Source organism: Gordonia sp. (in: high G+C Gram-positive bacteria) (genome assembly GCF_049647785.1).
In the GTDB taxonomy this organism is placed as follows: Bacteria; Actinomycetota; Actinomycetes; order Mycobacteriales; family Mycobacteriaceae; genus Gordonia.
This window is the reverse complement of record NZ_JBARYI010000094.1, coordinates 38,266-55,519: the sequence shown is the minus strand read 5'-3', so window position 1 is coordinate 55,519 and position 17,254 is coordinate 38,266. Positions and strand designations below refer to the sequence as shown.

The window sequence follows — 17,254 nt, the reverse complement described above, 5'->3', positions numbered from 1 at the left end:
GTGCCAACACCTTTTCGCACCGCAGGTCCCGGCGCTGTCCGGGTCCGCCCCGGAAGCATTGAGCTCAACGGGAACCGAGGGGCCGACGAACGCCTTGAATTGGTCGTCCTCAACACTGGCGACCGCCCCGTCCAAATCGGCTCGCATTGCCATCTGCCGGACACCAATCCAGCGCTGGACTTCGATCGCGGTGCCGCTGAAGGTTTCCGGCTCGACATTCCGGCCGGCACCTCGATCCGCTTTGAACCTGGTGCCTCCAAACGGGTCGATGCCGTTGCGTTGCAGGGCAAACGGGTAGTTCCCGGAATTTCGATCAAAGGCAACCGCTGATGGTGCATATCGACCGCGAACGGTACGCGGCGCTCCACGGACCCACCACCGGCGATCAAGTGCGCCTCGGCGATACGGACCTGTGGATCGAAATCGAAGCCGATCGCACAATCGGCGGCGACGAGGCGGTCTTCGGCGGTGGCAAGTCCGTCCGCGAATCCATGCTCCAGTCGGCAGTGCCACGCTCGGCAGGTGCCCTCGATACCGTCATCACCAACGTGATCGTTCTCGATTGGTGGGGTATTGAGATCGCGGACGTCGGTATCCGCGACGGGCGCATTGTCGCGCTCGGGCGCTCCGGCAACCCGGATATTGCCAGCGGCGTCCACCCGGATCTGGTGATTGGGCCATCGACCGACGTGGTTGGCGGGGAGGGGCACATCCTGACTGCGGGCGGCATCGACTCGCACGTCCACTTGCTGTCGCCGTCGCAGATCCACGAAGCCCTCGCCACCGGAATTACGACCATCGTCGGCGGTGGGACCGGGCCGTCGGACGGCTCCAAAGCCACCACCGTGACGCCCGGCCCCTGGCACCTTGCGGCCATGCATCGCGCGCTCGACGATCTGCCCGTCAACGTGCTGCTCCTTGGCAAGGGCAATACGATTTCAGCGGAGGGCCTGGCGGAACAGGCCTTGGGCGGCGCTGCCGGTTTCAAAGTGCACGAGGATTGGGGCTCGACGCCTGCCGCGATCGACGCTGCCCTGCGGGCCGCCGATGACTGGGGCCTTCAGGTCGCGCTGCATTCGGACTCACTGAACGAGGCCGGGTTCGTTGACTCCACTGTCGCCGCGATTAATGGCCGAAGTATTCATGCGTTCCACGTGGAGGGAGCCGGCGGCGGACACGCTCCGGACATCCTCTCGATCGCGAGCCTGCCGCACGTCATTCCGGGTTCCACCAATCCGACGCTCCCGCACACGGTGAATACCGTCGCCGAACATCTCGACATGCTGATGGTGTGCCATCACCTCAACCCGGCGGTCGCCGAAGATTTGGCGTTCGCCGAGTCCCGAATCCGTGCGACGACCATCGCGGCAGAAGACATCCTTCACGATCTCGGGGCACTGTCGATTACCTCGTCCGATGCCCAGGCGATGGGCCGGATCGGCGAGGTCATCACCAGGACATGGCAGGTGGCGCACGTCATGAAGGACAGCCGCGGCTCGTTGGGTGGCGCTGCCGACAACCTGCGGGCCCGTCGGTACGTCGCGAAGTACACGATCAATCCGGCGACAGCGCACGGCATTGACCATGAGGTGGGGTCGGTGGAGGCGGGGAAGCTCGCCGACCTGGTGCTGTGGGACCCTCGATTCTTCGGTGTCCGACCGGAGCTTGTCATCAAGGGCGGGTCCATTGCGTGGGCTGCGCTCGGCGACCCCAATGCCTCCATTCCGACACCGCAACCCGTCCTGCAGCGACCCGCATTCGGCGCATCGAACGGGGCCGACCTGGCGGTGACTTTCGTTTCGCCTGCCGCGCTCGATGATGGCCTCGCGGACCGGCTGCAACTCCGACGACGTCTCGCCGGTGTGCGGCCAACGCGCCACGTTGGGAAGGCCGATATGAAGCTCAACGACCAGCTGCCGCGGATCGAGATCCGGCCCGACACGTTCGAGATCAGCATCGACGGCGACCCGGTGATTCCCGCCCCGGCCACACGCCTGCCGCTGACCCAGCTGTACTCGCTGTTCTGATGTCAGCCCTCGCGATGCTCCTTGCGGATGCCCGACTGCCGTCGGGCGGCCATGCCTACTCGGCGGGCATGGAGCCCGCGCTAGCCGGTGGCATGCCGCCTGTCGAGGCGCGGGCGCTCATGTTGGCACGAGCTCGGACGACATCGCTGGTGGAGGCAGGCACCGCCGTCGTTGCCCGAAATGCGGTTCTCGCGCAAGCCCCGTTGATGCCGGTGCAAAGCGCGTGGGCCGCCCGGACTCCCGCACCCGCGGTCCGTACGGCGTCGTCGGCTCAGGCTCGCGGCTACTTGCGTCTTGCGGACCGACTCTGGCCTGCGGCAACAGTTTTCGCCAACCTCCCCGAGCGCCCGTGCCGGGCCGTCGTCCTCGGGGCGATCGCGGCCGTCGCCGACCTGCCCGCCGCTGACCTGGCGCGGCTCACCATCTACGACGACGCCGCCACTGCGGCCAGTGCGCTCCTGAAGCTCGAACCCGGTGACCCCGTTGAGGTCACCGCCTGGATCCTCGACGCCTGTGCCGATGTCGAACCCCGGGTGGCCACATTGGCCGCCCTCACCGATCCCGCCGACATTCCCGCGGCGGGTGCCCCGCATAGCGAGCTGTGGGCCAGTGCCCACGCCCGCCTGACGAAAAGGTTGTTCCGTGCCTGACCCTCGTTCCCAAGCCCCATCTCGAGCCCTACGACTCGGTGTCGCTGGTCCGGTCGGCACCGGCAAGACCTCGGTGATCGCCGCCATCTGCAAGGCCCTCGCCGACGATCTTGAGATTGGCGTCATCACCAATGACATCTACACCGATGAGGACGCTCGATTCTTGAAGTCGGCGGGCGTGCTCGACGCGGATCGGATTCGCGCTGTCGAGACCGGAGCCTGCCCGCACACCGCGATCCGCGATGACATCACCGCGAACGCCCTCGCGGCTGATGACCTTGAAGCCGACTTCGCGCCGCTCGAGCTGATTCTTATCGAATCCGGTGGCGATAATCTGACTGCGACCTTCTCGCCAGCCCTCGTCGACGCGCAGCTGTTTGTGCTCGATGTGGCAGGTGGCGGTGACGTCGCACGCAAGGGTGGCCCCGGCATCGGCCGTGCCGACCTGCTCGTCGTCAACAAGACCGACCTTGCCCCGTACGTCGGGGTCGACGTCGCGGCGATGGTCGCCGACGCCGGTCAGGCCCGCGAAGGGCGCCCGGTGCTCGCGTTGTCGAAGACCGACGAGGCATCGATCAACGAGCTGCGGGCCTGGGTCCTCGGGATCCTCGCTTCGTATCAGAGCGGCCATCATTCACCCGTCGACCCGGGGCCGATGGCACCGCACTTCCATGCCGATGAGGAGCATCCCGGAGGCGGCTATACGCACGCGCACGAACATTGAACAGCGCCCGCATCGGTGTACGCGCGGCCACGGGCCGCGCGTCTATTGACCTGTCGTCCGGGAGTGGCGAGCTAATCCCACGGCTGTTGAGTCGTACCCCGTGCGGGGCGCGCGTCGCGCTGGTCGCTGGGCGAGCCCTGGTCCTCGGCGGAGACGCCATCAGCCTGCAAGTCGAGGTTGGGGCTGGCTGCACGCTGGAACTGGTTGAGGTTGGCGGCACCGTCGCCTACGACGCCGACGGGCAGGGATCGTCGTGGGTTACCACCGTGGGTTTGGGGCCCGGATCCACCCTGATCTGGCGAGGCCTGGAAACCGTCATTTCCGACGGTGCCAATCTGCACCGCCGCACGGATATCAGGATGGCCAACGACGCCCGAGCCCTGATCCGCGAAGTCGTGGTCCTCGGTCGGAGCGGTGAACGCGGCGGGCAGTTGCTCTTGGAAACCTCGGTGACTTTCGGTGAAAGTCCGCTGCTGGTGGAGTCGCTCGACGTTCGCGGTGACCGACCTCAACCCGGCATTCTCAGCGACCACCGCGTCCTCGAATCGGTTCTGATTGCTGGAATCGACCCCGATCTGACCGATGAAAAGCACACCATGGAACTGGCCGGACCCGGAGCGCTCGCACGTTCCCTCGGCTCGGCGGCGCACGGACTTTCCCTGGAGGAGACGTGGAACAGTTGGCACACTCAACTCACCCGACGGCCGTGACCGACAGCGGACGCCTGTGGGCGGTCGTGGTAATTGCTGGCCTGCACCTGCTGGGTTGGGGGATGCTCCTTGGCCTCGTCGTACCGATGGATGTCCGCTACGGCGCAGCGGGTCCAGCGGCGATCGCCGTTGGCCTGGCCGCCTACGCGCTGGGCGTGCGGCACGCGTTCGACGCCGACCACATCGCCGCCATCGACAACACCACGCGGCGCTTTGTCGACCGAGGTCGGCCAGCATCGACAGTCGGACTGTGGTTTTCGCTCGGACACTCGTCGGTGGTGTTTCTCCTTTGCCTGGCGCTGGTTGTCGGATTCGGTGCGCTTGGGCAGGCTATTGCCGATGACTCCTCGGGTGTGCACGCCGTCGCGGGCGTGTGGGGTCCCGTGGTGTCCTCGCTCTTCTTGTTAGCGATCGCGGGACTCAACTTCGCCTCGTTGCGTGGCGGGCATACCGCCGGAGGACCCGTATGGCGGGTCATGTCGCGGTTCGAGCAAGTGGTCGACCGCCCCACGCGGATGTACGCCGTTGGCTTCACCTTTGGGCTCGGGTTCGATACCGCCACCGAAATCGGACTCCTCGCTCTCGCCGGGTCGGCATCGTTTGGAGCCGTGCCGTGGTGGGCCGTCCTGACCCTGCCGATCCTGTTTGCCGCCGGGATGTCGCTGATTGACACGGTGCAGGGAGCGGTAATGCGCCGTGCCTACCTGTGGTCGCCCGGACGGTCGAAGGCGCTGGGTTACGGCGCCATCATGACCGGGATCTCGGCGATCGTTGCCGTCTCCATCGCGACCGTTCAACTCTCCACCGTCGCCCACGACACCCTCGGCTGGGCGGGACCCTTTGCCTGGATCGGCAGTGCCAACCTGGGAGCCGTCGGCTTCTGGCTCACCGGCACTCTCCTCGCTGTCTGGGCCTCGGTCTTTGTACTGACCCGCAAGCGAGTCGGTGTGGGCCGAGAGGTTCCGGCCACAGAGCCGTAACACGAGGGACGCATCGGTTTCGTCGCTGAAACCGGAGCGAGGTCGGCCGGTGACACCGCAGCCATAGCTTTCAACTCAAGCATGAAAGCAACGGCGAGTGGAGGATTGATGACCGAACAGCTGATAGAACCCCCAGCGACAACAGTCGCCAGCAACGGCGCGGGTAGCAGCACCGGAAGGGATGACGCCCTCAACGAGACCCTTGAGGATTACACGCTCCGATTTGCGCCGCGAAGCTACCGCGAGTGGAGCGCGGCGGTGGTCGCGACATCGGCACTCGGCGGCATCGCCTACCTTGCCGACTTCGCAGTTGGTGCCAACATCGGTATGGCGCACGGCACGGGCAACGCGCTGTGGGGCATCGCGCTGTTTGCCGTAGTGATCATCGTGACTGGCGCACCACTGGCGTACTACGCCGCGCGCTACAACATCGATCTCGATCTCATCACCCGGGGAAGCGGCTTCGGGTATTACGGCAGCATCGTGACCAACCTGATCTTCGCGTCGTTCACGTTCATCTTTTTCGCGCTCGAAGGTTCCATCATGGCGCAGGGCTTGGAACTCGGACTCGGAATACCACTGCCAGTCGGCTATCTCGTCTCCACCCTGATTGTGCTGCCGCTGGTGATCTACGGGATGAAGGCGCTGGCCAAACTCCAGGTGTGGACCACTCCGCTGTGGTTGGTCATGATGGTCGGACCGCTGGTGTATTTGCTTGCCGCGCACCCGGATTCGGTGTCACAGTTCCTGTCGTTTTCTGGTGTCGACGCCGATGGGCAACCCCGCGGTGAAGGCGTCAACTTCGCGGGCGTAATGCTGTGTGCTGGCGTCTGCCTGTCGTTGATCGCGCAGATCGCCGAACAGATCGATTACCTGCGATTCATGCCGCCCCGCAGCCCCGAGAACAAGCGCCGCTGGTGGGCCGCCGTGCTCATCGCCGGGCCCGGATGGGTGCTGTTTGGCGCCGTGAAGCAGATTGTTGGCCTGTTCCTAGCGGTGTACCTGATCGCCAATGTTGCCGACAGCGTCGGCATCGCGAATCAGCCGGTGCACCAGTTCGTCCAGATCTACGACGACATGATGCCCGCATGGCTGGCTATGACTCTCGCCGTCGTGCTGGTGGTGATCTCACAGATCAAAATCAATGTCACGAACGCCTACTCGGGGTCGCTGGCCTGGACCAACTCGTTCACACGCGTCACCAAGACGTACCCGGGCCGACTGGTCTTTGTTGTCGTCAACCTGGTGATCGCCCTCGTGTTGATGGAAGCCAACATGTTCAGCTTCATGAGTGAACTCCTCAACTTCTACGCCAACTGCGGTATCGCGTGGATTGTTGTCGTGGCAACTGACATCGTGGTCAACAAGTACCTGCTGAAGCTGAGCCCCAAGGCACCGGAGTTTCGTCGAGGAATGCTCTACGCGGTGAATCCAGTTGGCTTCGTGTCGCTGATCGTCGCCGCCGGTGGTTCGATTCTGGTGTTCTTCGGGGTGTTCGGTGACACCGTCGCACCGTACTCGCCGATGGTTGCGGCCGTTCTGGCGTTTGTCCTGCCGCCGATCTTGGCAATCGCCACAAGTGGGCGTTACTACCTGCGTCGCACTGACGACGGCATCGACCTGCCCATGTATGACGACTTCGGCAATCCTAGCGATGCCAAGCTTCTGTGCTGTGTCAGCGGGATGGAGTTCGAGCGCCCGGACATGCTGGCATCGGCCCTACCTGCGGCTGATGGGTCCAAGCAGTACATCTCCTCGCTCGCGCTCGCCTGCGATAAGACCGGCGCGCACGTATTGCCTGAGCAGCAGTAGCGCAACAACTGTGTGCCTTTGCCCCGCGCGGGGCAAAGGCACACAGTTATTAGAGGTGGGACGTGACCGTCAGAGTGCGTACGGCCCGAATCGGCCCCACGCAACAAATACGGCCAGGACGAGAAGAACAAAGTTCACCATGATCATTTGGGATTCGTTGCGTCGCGCGTGCACGGCTATCGCCCCAGCCATCACAATCGCCAGGCCGGACGCGGAAAGGGGGACCAGTACGGGCGCAATTCTCGTCACTGCCGGGAGGATCAGTCCGATGGCGGCGAGAATCTCCAGTCCACCGATCGTCTTTACCGCGTTGGAGCTGAAGTCGTTGACCCAACCCATGCTTTCGGCCAACTTTGCCTTCGGTTGGGTGGCCTTCAACGTTCCCGCACCACCGAAGATGACGGCGAGGACCACCGCGACGATCCAAAGGACAATGTTCATGGGTGTCTCCTAGCTGATTGGCAGCTGCCCGATGCAGATGCACCTTAGCGATCGGAGCCATGCTGCCTTAAATCAGCGCACCGATAGCCGTGCTCCAGGCATTTTCGCGCATGTGGCTGCTATGTCCGCGGCTGAAGTCGTATGCCGGATCCCAGAAGTGGGTCGGCTAGCAGACCTAGACAGACGTTGGCCCCGCCGGGAAATGCTCCGGCGGGGCCAACCTCGGGTGGGGTGACGGTCTACGTGCTCAGCGCCACCGTCAGCATCACGACCGAGTCCTCCTCGGCCTTCAGCCCGTGCCTTACCGGAGGGATATCGACGAGGGCACCGGCGGAACCAACCCAGTCGCCGTCGGCACAAGTCATGCGGACGTGACCGGACAACACCTGCAGCGTCGCTTCGCCGGGGCTCTCATGATCGGACAGTTCGGCGCCGGCGCGCAGTCCGATCACTGTCAGACGGAGACGGTGCTCGGACTGGCCGCGAACGGTGCGGGCCGCCCGTCCGGAATGCGCCTGGCGCGCCTCGGCGAGCAGTTCGATCACGAGTTCTGACAGGTCGACGTCGGTCATGCAGCCACCTTCTTCTTCGGCGATTCGTCGGCATTCCGGGGGATACCGAACAATGTGAACAGGCAGGCGACGGCGGCGAAGGCCACCAGCAACGCCAAACCGATGGTGTACGAGTGGGTATCAGCGTTGTACGTGGCACCCATCACCAGCGGCGGGAAGAAGCCACCAAGGCCTCCGGCCGCACCAACGATGCCGGTAACGGCACCAACCCGGGCGGGCGGCGAAGCGACGGCCACCCAAGCGAAGACGGCACCGGCACCCATGCCCATCATCACGGCCATGAGGATGAAGTCGACCGCAGCCAGACCGGAACCCAGGCTCGGTTTTGTAATCATCCAGACAGCGAGGAGTGCGGCACCGCCACACGAGATCGCAGTGATGAGACGCGGACCGAACTTGTCCGACAGGATGCCGCCGATCGGCCGAGCAATAACGGCGGCGATCGCAAAGCCCGCAGTACGAGCACCGGCCGACTTTAGGTCGGTGATGTCGTAGACGTCGTTCAGGTAGGTCGGCAGGTAGGTGGAGAAGGCAACGAAGCCGCCGAATGCTGCCGCGTACAGGAACGACATCTGCCAGGTGATCGGCAGCTTCATAGCACTGACGAGCTTCGGCACGGAGGGCTCGGTGTTCGGAGTCCACGACGGTGCGTCACGCATAAACATCCAGCACACCGCGGCAACGACGACGAGGGCGACGGCCATGATGACGTGCGTGGGGAAGTAGCCGAACCATTCGCGGAAGCGCGGGGTAAAGAACGCCGACAGGGCGGTACCGCCCATGCCTGCGCCGAAGACACCGGTCGCGAAACCGCGGCGCGAGGCTTCGTACCAGCTGTTCAAGAACGGAATACCTGCGGCAAAGCTGGTGCCTGCAATGCCGAGGAAGAAGCCAGCGACCAACATCAGCGGGTACGACTTCACCTCGCCTGCGATGGCCACAAAGATCACGAACGGGGCTGAGACCAGCGACAAGGCGGTGAACATGACCCGGCCGCCATAGCGGGGCGTCATGACTCCGACGACAATCCGGCCCAGCGAGCCGACCAAGATCGGTACGGCAATCAGGATTGACTTTTGGGTCGAATCTAGATTGAGTTCGTTTGGCCCGGCGTAGAAAACCCCGAGCGGCGCGATCAAGTTCCACGCCCAGAACGTCATCGCGAACGCGAGCGTCGCGAGGATGAGGTTGCGAGTCTGATCGGCTTTGGTGGTACGTGCTGCGGCCGTTGTCTGTTGCGTCATCAGTTGCGGTCCTTCACTCCGATCGGTTCCCAGCCACGACGATGCGGAGCATTGCCGGGGGCGGGGCGGGTGTCCTTACTGCGGTAAACGATGTAGGGGCGGAACAGATAGTGGATGGGTGCCGTGAACATGTGCACCAGGCGGGTAAACGGCACCAGCATAAACATGACCATGCCGATCACAATGTGAATCTGGAAGCGGATGGGAGCCGCATTCATCGCGTCGATATCGGGTTGGAAGTAGAAGACCGACCGGAACCACGGTGAGACGGTCTCGCGGTAATTGACGCCCTCGCCGTGGGGATCGATCATTCCGACGATCGTGATGTAGGTGCCGGCGATGAGAGCCGCGAGCAGCACGGCGTACATCAGCTTGTCGTTGCGGGTTGTTGCCATGAACACCGGGCCGACGGTGCGGCGCCGGTAGATCAAGATCGCGACTCCCACCAGGGTGGCAATCGCGGCGATGATGCCGCCGACGGCAGCGACCCAGTGGTACATGGTCTCGCTGATACCGACCTTGTTGGTCCACGATTCTGGGATCACCAAGCCGATCGCATGCCCGGCGATCACGGCGAAGATGCCGTAGTGAAACAGCGGGCCACCGATGCGGAGGAGTCGCGACTCGTACAGTTCCGACGAGCGTGTAGTCCACCCGAACTTGTCGTACCGGTAGCGCCAGATGGTTCCGCCGATCACGCTCAGCAGGGCGATATAGGGCAGGACGCCCCACAGGAAAATTTTCATCGAAACATCCCGTCTGGTTGGCGGGTGCCGGCCTCGGCACCTGTGAACAAGGGGAGTAGGCGCGAATCGTAGGGGTCCAAACCGACGGTTTCGACGGCCCTGCTCGGTGCGGCCATCGCGAGGGCGGTGGCACGATCGGGTGGGGCCTGCCCGGGCAACGTCGCACAGACCGCAGCCAGTACATCGGCATAGGGGGAGGCTTCGTCGAGTAGGGCAAATCGGATCAGTTCGATTGCGGCTCGATTGTCGCCCAGTACCTCGCGGCCACGGACCGGGTCGGCGAGAGCCGCGAACTCCAACACCACCGGCAGATAGTCGGGGAGTTCCCCGTGCAGGTCCACTAGGAATCCGGTGTCCCGATACAACTGCTTGAACTCGGTGAGCACCGAACCGCGCTGTCGCGTATCCCCGGCCGACCAGTACGACAGGTACAGCGTTCGTTTGCGTGAAAGGTCGAAGGTGTCGGTGTAGTGCTGTGCCAGTTCGGCGTGATCTGTGCGGTCGACGTGATCGAGGAATTTCAGTAACGCCCGGGTGGCGTCGCTGTCGGGTTGCTCGTCGAGCGCGGCCCGCATCAGGGGAAAACGGTCGAATACCTGGCTATCTGGATAGCCGAGGCACCAGGCGGCAATCTGATGCACCACGCGGCCGTCGGATTTGGTGGGCGTGCGTTTGCGAACACCGAGCCTCATGATTTGCCCCCGCTTGAAATATCGCCGCCTGAAATATCGCCGCCCGAAATATCACCGTCGCCGGGGAACATCCCGTCGGGCATGCCGTTGCCGTCCCAGTTGAGCAGGTTGGTTCGGCCCCGCAAGGTGAACTCACCCGCCGGAATGTCGGTGGTCTGTCTTTGCTTTAAAGCCTCGTAGGTTTCCACCGACACCGGCACGGGTCGACCGCTCGCCTCACCGAACACACTCGACCCGTAGTTCTCGAACTCGTTGTCGTAGTCGACGGGGCAGGCCGTCTCTTCGAGCTTGTGGGCCTGCTCGTGATGTGCGGTCGGAATCACGTAGCGGTCGTCGTACTTGGCGATCGCCAGCAGGCGATACATCTCGTACATTTCCTCTTCGGACATTCCCACGCTGGCGGGGATCAACGGATTCGTCTCTCTTCCGAGGTTCACATCCCGCATGTACGACCGCATCGAGGCCAGCTTCTGCAACACGAATTCGATGAGGTCGGTATCGCCCGCGGTAAACATCTCCGCTAGGTATTCCACCGGAATGCGTAGCGATTCGATGGCGCCGAAGAGGTTGTCGCGGTTCTCTCCGTCGTGCCCCTGCTCGGTTAACAGGTCGACGATCGGCGACAGCGGTGGGATGTACCAAACCATGGGCATCGTGCGGTATTCCGGATGCAGCGGCAACGCCACCTTGTACTTCTTGGCCAGCGCGTACACCGGCGACCGGCGGGCGGCGGTCAGCCACTCCTCGGGGATGCCGTTGGCGCGTGCCTGCCTGATGACTTCGGGATCGTCGGGGTCGAGCATCAATTCCAACTGGGCCTCGTAAAGGTCCTGTTCGTTGGGTGTGGCCGCAGCCTCGGTAACCGCGTCCGCGTCGTAGAGGAAGATGCCAATGTAGCGGAGCCGCCCAACGCAGGTCTCAGCGCAGACCGTGGGTTGCCCGACCTCAATGCGGGGGTAACAGAACGTACATTTCTCAGCCTTGCCCGACCGGTGATTGAAATAGATCTTCTTGTACGGGCAGCCGGTGATGCACTGACGCCAACCGCGGCACCGGTCCTGATCGACGAGGACAATGCCGTCTTCCTCGCGTTTGTAAATCGCGCCCGACGGGCACGACGCCATGCACGAGGGGTTGAGGCAGTGTTCGCAGATTCGTGGCAGGTAGAACATAAACGTCTGCTCGAACTCGAACTTGATCTTGTCGGCCGACTCCTTGCGGATCTTGGCGACAATCGGATCGAGGTCGCCGTGCTCCATAGACCCGCCGAGGTTGTCGTCCCAGTTGGCCGACCACGTGACCTTGGTGTCCTCACCGGTGATCAACGACTTCGGTCGGGCGACCGGGAAGTCGTCGCCGAGCGGAGCGTTGATGAGGGTTTCGTAGTCGTACGTCCAGGGCTCGTAGTAGTCGTCGAGCGTGGGCTGCACCGGGCTGTGGAAAATGGTGAACAGCTTCTGCAGGCGACCGCCGGTACGCAGGCGCAGCTTGCCCTTCTTATTGAGGTGCCAGCCGCCCTGCCATTCGTCTTGATCTTCGTACCGTCGCGGATAGCCCTGCCCGGGCCGCGTTTCCACATTGTTGAACCACACGTACTCGGTGCCCGCGCGGTTGGTCCACGCCTGCTTGCAGGTCACCGAACATGTGTGGCAACCGATGCATTTGTCGAGGTTCATCACCATCGCGACTTGCGCCATGACTCGCATCAGTACGTCACCTCCTGGCTCCGCTTACGGATGGTCGCGACAATGTCGCGCTGGTTACCTGTGGGTCCGAGGTAGTTGAACGCGTACGACAACTGCGCGTACCCGCCGATCAGGTGCGACGGCTTCACCAGCAGGCGCGTCGCCGAGTTGTGGATGCCGCCGCGGCGGCCGGTGGCCTCCGACTTCGGCACGTCGATGGTGCGCTCCTGTGCGTGGTGCACGTAGCAAACCCCGGCTGGCATGCGGTGACTGACGACTGCGCGAGCAACGTAGACGCCGTTGGCGTTGGTGCACTCAATCCAATCGTTGTCGCGCACGTCGATCGACTCGGCGTCTTCCGGCGACAGCCACGCTGTGGGGCCACCGCGCGAGAGGGACAACATGAACAAGTTGTCCTGGTACTCGGAGTGGATGGACCACTTGTTGTGCGGTGTCAGGTACCGGACGGTGATCTGTTTGCTGCCGTCGGGCCCGAGCTTGGGTTCACCGAACAGTTTGTGCATGTCGAGCGGCGGCCGGTAAATCGGTAGGGCCTCACCGATGTCGAGCATCCAGTCGTGATCGAGATAGAAGTGCAGCCGCCCGGTCAGGGTGTGGAACGGTTTGTCTCGTTCGATGTTCACGGTGAACGGTGCGTACCGTCGACCACCGGTCTCCGAACCGGACCACTCCGGCGATGTGATGACGGGCACCGGTCCGGCCTGGGTGTCCGCAAAGGTGATGCGCTTTTCTTCGGACCCCTCGGCCAAGTCGACGAGCTTCTTACCGACGCGGCGCTCCAGCTTCTTGAACCCGTCGACCGCCAGTTCCCCGTTGGTGGTTCCCGAGAACATCAGGATGGCCTCGGCCAGCTTCGCGTCGGTGTCGATGGCGGGCCTGCCCGAGGCGGCCCCGGTGCCCGGTGGCATTACCCCGTTTGCCGCCGCCAGCTTCGGGATCTGCGAGGCGATGTCGTAGGTGATGTTCTTGACGGTGAAGCCAGCCTTGTCGGCCAGCGGACCAACCGAGGCGAGCTTGTCGGCGATCGCCGTGTAGTCGCGCTCCACCACCTGGAACGACGGCATGTTCATGCCGGGCTTGGCCGGGGCATTGCCGTCGCGCCAGTCGATGACCCGGCCGTGCGGCTGCGCCGTCTCGCCGGGTGTGTCGTGCTGGGAGGGTGTGGCGACGAGGTCGTAGCGGGTACCCAGGTGCTTCTCCGCCTGCCGCGAGAGTTCCCGCGCCAAACCGTGGAACAGGTCAAAGTCGGTCTTCGCTTCCCACGGCGGATCGATCGCCGGAGTAAATGCGTGCACAAACGGATGCATGTCGGTGGAGCTGAGGTCGTGCTTCTCGTACCAAGTGGCGGCGGGGAGCACGATGTCGCTCAGCAACGTCGTCGAGGTCATGCGGAAGTCGGCCGATAACAGCAGGTCGAGCTTCCCCTCGGGTGCCTGTTCGTGCCAGCGAACTTCGCGCGGCCGCGGGGTTTCCGAGTTCTCCTTACCGAGCACATTGTGGTGTGTGCCCAGCAGATGACGCAGAAAGTACTCGTCGCCCTTGGCCGAGGAACCCAACAGATTCGACCGCCACAGGACCAGCGTGCGCGGCCAGTTCTCGGGGGCGTCGACGTCGCTGATCGCGGGTGTCAGGTCACCGTCGACGAGCTTGCCGGCCACATAGGAGGCGGGGTCGGCAACTTCGCCAGCGTCGACCGCGGCGCGGGCCGCATCGGCGACGTCGAGCGGATTGTCGGAGAACTGCGGATAGAACGGCATCCAGCCGAGACGCGCCGACTGCGCGATCGCGTCGGCCGTGTGCATTCCGTCGAGCTTCCCCGACGACAGCGGTGAGGTGAGTGCCGATGTTGAGTAGCCGTCGTTTCGCCACTGATCGGTGTGCATGTACCAGAACGATGTGCCCGGCTGCGTGCGCGGTGGTCGTGACCAGTCGAGGGCGTTGGCGAGGGAAATCCAGCCGGTGATCGGCCGGCACTTCTCCTGCCCGACGTAGTGCGCCCAGCCGCCGCCGTTGCGGCCCATACTGCCGGTCAGGATCAACATCGACAGGATGGCGCGATAGGTGGCGTCGCCGTGGAACCACTGGCAGATACCCGCGCCCATGATGATCATGGAACGACCGCCGGATTCTTCGGCGTTCTGCGCGAACTCGCGGGCCACGCGGATCGCGGCCTCGGCGGGAACACTGGTGATCTCGGCCTGCCACGCTGGCGTGTACGGGGTCGAGGCGTCGTCGTATCCGGTGGGCCACTGGCCAGGCAGATTGCCGCGACCGACGCCGTACTGGGCGAGGAGCAGGTCGTAGACGGTGGTGACGAGGCCGTCGCCGAACTTTCGGGCCGGGACGCCGCGGGTCAGGATGCTGCCGCTGCCGTCGGGGGAGTCGAACGACGGGAATGACACTTCCACGCCGGTCGCATCGGGGTCGTCGAGCATCGTCAGACGCGGAGTCACGCCTTCAAGGTCGAGGTTCCAGGATCCTTCGCCCGCTTCGGAATAGCGGTCGCCGAGAGTGCCGTTGGGGACCAGCGGTTGCCCGGTCGCATCGTCAATGAGGACGGTTTTCCAGACGTCCTCGTCGGCGGTCTTGCCTAGTTCATCAGCGGTAACAAATTTGCCGGGCACCAAGTTTCCGTCGCGTTCTTCAAGGTGAATCAGGAACGGCAGATCGGTGTACTTCGACGTGTATTCACTAAAGAACGGGGTGTTGCGGTCGACGTAGAACTCTTTGAGGATCACGTGACCCATGGCCATCGCGAGTGCTGCATCCGTGCCAGCTTGGGCGGGCAGCCATTCATCGGCGAACTTGGTGTTGTCGGCGTAGTCGGGTGACACCGAAACCACCTTGGTGCCGCGGTAGCGGACCTCGGCCATCCAGTGGGCGTCGGGTGTGCGTGTGACGGGAACGTTGGAGCCCCACATCATTAGGTACGACGCATCCCACCAGTCGCCGGACTCGGGGACATCGGTTTGGTCGCCGAATACCTGGGGGCTCGCGACGGGAAGGTCGGCATACCAGTCGTAGAACGACGTCATGACGCCGCCGATGAGCTGAATGAACCGGTTTCCCGCGGCGTGCGAGACCATCGACATTGCCGGGATCGGCGAGAAGCCGGTGCAGCGGTCGGGCCCGTACGTCTTGATCGTGTGCACGTGCGCAGCGGCCGCCATTTCGGTGGCTTCCTCCCACGAGACGCGCACCAGTCCGCCCTTGCCGCGCGCCTGCTGGTACGACCGCCGTCGCATGGGGTCGCCAACCACATCGCCCCACGCCAGGACCGGATCCTTCAACCGGGACTTGGCCTCCCGATACATCTCGAGGAGGACTCCGCGCGCATAGGGATGGCGGACCCGCGTCGGGGAATAGGTGTACCAGGAGAAGGCGGCACCGCGTGGGCAACCGCGCGGCTCATACTCGGGGCGGTCGGGTCCGACCGACGGATAATCCGTCTCCTGGGACTCCCACGTGATGATGCCGTCTTTGACGTACACCTTCCATGAGCACGACCCCGTGCAGTTGACGCCATGGGTGGATCGGACGATCTTGTCGTGGCTCCAACGATCGCGATAGAAGATGTCGCCAGCACGGCCGCCGTCGCGGAAAACCGCTCGGCCATCGTCGGTCTCATCCCACTTCGTAAAGAAACGGCCAATGTCGAGGAGCGCTTGTGCAGCCGATCCTTGAACTGAGTCAGACGCAGTCATGTGCTCACATTAAGACTCTGTAATGCCGAATTTCTCTCAAACAAGCCTTGTTGGCGGAATCAATATGTTTAGTCCACCCAGTTGACGATGAAGTCCTCATAGATATGGGGTCGGAAGTCCCTTTTAAATCGAAATTGCTTCGTATTCAACGAAATAGGAGAAAACTGATGGGGTTAAGCGATGGCAGAGCTGCCAGCAAACTGTCGCGCGTCTGGGCCAGAAGTGCCTGCGCGGTCACTTCGACGAGCGCCTTCGGAAGCGCGGGCGGGAGAGGCTTCAGCAGTTGCCGGTCACGTGTATCCGGCGATCGATGGTGACGTGCACATACTTCGCAACGGCATTCGTTACGTCACCAGCCTCGAGCGCCTTCGAATTCATCAGCGTCGCAGTGCCCGTGGAGTGGGCAGTCGTGTCGAGGTCACCGGGAAGCTTGCTCACGGCTGGTGCGTGTGGCGTCAGTTAGGTCGTCGACGGTCTGATGGCCCCGCGACCTCGTGGAGTTGAGCGTGGCGTTGCACGCCGTTGAGGTTGCCAGTCAACAACTTCCGTAGCCGCTCGTAGGATGGTCGTAACCGAAACTGTTGATGCCGGGAACCGCGGCCACCGCGATTTGGGTTCTGCGTGGTAAGGCCGTAGGATATTTCAGGTTGCCTGGGTGAAGTGTGCCCCCAGGGCCCACAACTTCATATAGCTCGACGGTGCCGGCGAAAAGCCAATGGCATCTTCGGGTGTGAAAATGCACAACTATCCACTTCGTGGAAGGCCCACCAGTGCCAACCGGGACTTGTCCCGGGGACACCGCTGCATGGGAACCGCTACGAGAAAGGTTGACGGTCAACCATGACCATGACTGACCCAATCGCAGACTTCTTGACGCGTCTGCGCAACGCCAACTCGGCGTACCACGACGAGGTGTCACTGCCGTCGTCGAAGATCAAGGTGAACATCGCCGAGATCCTTAAGCGTGAGGGCTACATCACCGACTTCCGCGTCGAAGACGCCGAGGTTGGCAAGAAGCTCACCGTGACCCTGAAGTACGGCCCGACCCGTGAGCGCAGCCTCTCCGGTCTGCGTCGCGTTTCGAAGCCGGGTCTGCGCGTGTACGCAAAGTCCACCAACCTGCCTAAGGTGCTCGGCGGCCTCGGCGTGGCGATTATCTCCACGTCCTCGGGTCTCCTCACCGACCGTCAGGCAACCAACCAGGGCGTGGGCGGCGAAGTCCTCGCTTACGTCTGGTAAGGGAGCT

16 protein-coding genes are annotated in these 17,254 nt (G+C 63.4%); 8 read left to right on the top strand and 8 right to left on the bottom strand.

Features of this window, described 5'->3' with window-relative positions:
• From ureB to WBA38_RS16725, 7 genes are all read left to right on the top strand, one after another.
• Positions 1-330, top strand: a complete 330-nt coding sequence (gene ureB, locus WBA38_RS16755; RefSeq protein ID WP_424293874.1) for an urease subunit beta — start codon at positions 1-3, stop codon at positions 328-330.
• A complete protein-coding gene (locus tag WBA38_RS16750; RefSeq protein WP_424293873.1) occupies positions 330-2,027 on the top strand; it encodes an urease subunit alpha in 1,698 nt (565 codons plus the stop codon). Before ureB ends, WBA38_RS16750 begins: the two co-directional genes overlap by 1 nt.
• Complete coding sequence (locus WBA38_RS16745) at positions 2,027-2,677, top strand: urease accessory protein UreF (RefSeq protein ID WP_424293872.1); 651 nt, start codon at positions 2,027-2,029, stop codon at positions 2,675-2,677. Before WBA38_RS16750 ends, WBA38_RS16745 begins: the two co-directional genes overlap by 1 nt.
• On the top strand, positions 2,670-3,401 hold the full coding sequence (gene ureG, locus WBA38_RS16740; protein ID WP_424293871.1) for an urease accessory protein UreG: 732 nt from the start codon (positions 2,670-2,672) through the stop codon (positions 3,399-3,401). Before WBA38_RS16745 ends, ureG begins: the two co-directional genes overlap by 8 nt.
• A gap of 86 nt (positions 3,402-3,487) precedes the next feature.
• On the top strand, positions 3,488-4,111 hold the full coding sequence (locus tag WBA38_RS16735) for an urease accessory protein UreD (protein ID WP_424293870.1): 624 nt from the start codon (positions 3,488-3,490) through the stop codon (positions 4,109-4,111).
• Positions 4,108-5,091: a HoxN/HupN/NixA family nickel/cobalt transporter gene (locus WBA38_RS16730; protein ID WP_424293869.1), complete on the top strand. Its 984-nt coding sequence runs from the start codon at positions 4,108-4,110 to the stop codon at positions 5,089-5,091. The genes WBA38_RS16735 and WBA38_RS16730 overlap by 4 nt, the downstream gene beginning before the upstream one ends.
• A gap of 108 nt (positions 5,092-5,199) precedes the next feature.
• On the top strand, positions 5,200-6,903 hold the full coding sequence (locus tag WBA38_RS16725) for a purine-cytosine permease family protein (protein ID WP_424293868.1): 1,704 nt from the start codon (positions 5,200-5,202) through the stop codon (positions 6,901-6,903).
• Between the two features lie 69 nt (positions 6,904-6,972).
• Here WBA38_RS16725 and WBA38_RS16720 read toward each other — a convergent pair whose 3' ends face one another.
• From WBA38_RS16720 to WBA38_RS16685, 8 genes are all read right to left on the bottom strand, one after another.
• On the bottom strand, positions 6,973-7,344 hold the full coding sequence (locus tag WBA38_RS16720) for a DoxX family protein (protein ID WP_424293867.1): 372 nt from the start codon (positions 7,342-7,344) through the stop codon (positions 6,973-6,975).
• A gap of 239 nt (positions 7,345-7,583) precedes the next feature.
• On the bottom strand, positions 7,584-7,916 hold the full coding sequence (locus tag WBA38_RS16715) for a cupin domain-containing protein (RefSeq protein WP_424296195.1): 333 nt from the start codon (positions 7,914-7,916) through the stop codon (positions 7,584-7,586).
• The gene (locus tag WBA38_RS16710; RefSeq protein ID WP_424296193.1) at positions 7,913-9,160 is read right to left on the bottom strand and encodes an MFS transporter; all 1,248 of its coding nucleotides are present in this window, start codon (positions 9,158-9,160) and stop codon (positions 7,913-7,915) included. Before WBA38_RS16710 ends, WBA38_RS16715 begins: the two co-directional genes overlap by 4 nt.
• Positions 9,160-9,906, bottom strand: a complete 747-nt coding sequence (gene narI, locus WBA38_RS16705) for a respiratory nitrate reductase subunit gamma (protein ID WP_424296191.1) — start codon at positions 9,904-9,906, stop codon at positions 9,160-9,162. The genes WBA38_RS16710 and narI overlap by 1 nt, the downstream gene beginning before the upstream one ends.
• Positions 9,903-10,598 (bottom strand): nitrate reductase molybdenum cofactor assembly chaperone, encoded by a 696-nt coding sequence (narJ, locus tag WBA38_RS16700; protein WP_424296190.1) that lies wholly within the window; start codon positions 10,596-10,598, stop codon positions 9,903-9,905. Before narJ ends, narI begins: the two co-directional genes overlap by 4 nt.
• Positions 10,595-12,304, bottom strand: coding sequence for a nitrate reductase subunit beta (gene narH / locus WBA38_RS16695; RefSeq protein ID WP_424296189.1), 1,710 nt, complete (start codon positions 12,302-12,304; stop codon positions 10,595-10,597). Before narH ends, narJ begins: the two co-directional genes overlap by 4 nt.
• Positions 12,304-16,008 carry a nitrate reductase subunit alpha gene (locus WBA38_RS16690; protein WP_424323143.1) on the bottom strand — a complete coding sequence of 1,235 codons (3,705 nt, stop codon included), beginning with the start codon at positions 16,006-16,008 and terminating at the stop codon, positions 12,304-12,306. Before WBA38_RS16690 ends, narH begins: the two co-directional genes overlap by 1 nt.
• A 276-nt stretch (positions 16,009-16,284) precedes the next feature.
• A complete protein-coding gene (locus WBA38_RS16685) occupies positions 16,285-16,446 on the bottom strand; it encodes a hypothetical protein (protein ID WP_424293573.1) in 162 nt (53 codons plus the stop codon).
• 402 nt (positions 16,447-16,848) lie between these two features.
• On the opposite strand from WBA38_RS16685, the gene rpsH reads away from it, so the two are divergent.
• Positions 16,849-17,247: a 30S ribosomal protein S8 gene (gene rpsH / locus WBA38_RS16680; RefSeq protein WP_424293572.1), complete on the top strand. Its 399-nt coding sequence runs from the start codon at positions 16,849-16,851 to the stop codon at positions 17,245-17,247.
• Positions 17,248-17,254 lie beyond the last annotated feature (7 nt).

Excerpts from the sequence above, each read along its gene's own strand:
- WBA38_RS16750 (WP_424293873.1), top strand. The coding sequence starts at position 330 with ATGGTGCATATCGACCGCGAACGGTACGCGGCGCTCCACGGACCCACC.
- WBA38_RS16745 (WP_424293872.1), top strand. The coding sequence starts at position 2,027 with ATGTCAGCCCTCGCGATGCTCCTTGCGGATGCCCGACTGCCGTCGGGC.
- WBA38_RS16725 (WP_424293868.1), top strand. The coding sequence starts at position 5,200 with ATGACCGAACAGCTGATAGAACCCCCAGCGACAACAGTCGCCAGCAAC.
- WBA38_RS16720 (WP_424293867.1), bottom strand. The coding sequence starts at position 7,344 with ATGAACATTGTCCTTTGGATCGTCGCGGTGGTCCTCGCCGTCATCTTC.
- WBA38_RS16715 (WP_424296195.1), bottom strand. The coding sequence starts at position 7,916 with ATGACCGACGTCGACCTGTCAGAACTCGTGATCGAACTGCTCGCCGAG.
- WBA38_RS16710 (WP_424296193.1), bottom strand. The coding sequence starts at position 9,160 with ATGACGCAACAGACAACGGCCGCAGCACGTACCACCAAAGCCGATCAG.
- narI (WP_424296191.1), bottom strand. The coding sequence starts at position 9,906 with ATGAAAATTTTCCTGTGGGGCGTCCTGCCCTATATCGCCCTGCTGAGC.
- narJ (WP_424296190.1), bottom strand. The coding sequence starts at position 10,598 with ATGAGGCTCGGTGTTCGCAAACGCACGCCCACCAAATCCGACGGCCGC.
- narH (WP_424296189.1), bottom strand. The coding sequence starts at position 12,304 with ATGCGAGTCATGGCGCAAGTCGCGATGGTGATGAACCTCGACAAATGC.
- WBA38_RS16690 (WP_424323143.1), bottom strand. The coding sequence starts at position 16,008 with ATGACTGCGTCTGACTCAGTTCAAGGATCGGCTGCACAAGCGCTCCTC.
- rpsH (WP_424293572.1), top strand. The coding sequence starts at position 16,849 with ATGACCATGACTGACCCAATCGCAGACTTCTTGACGCGTCTGCGCAAC.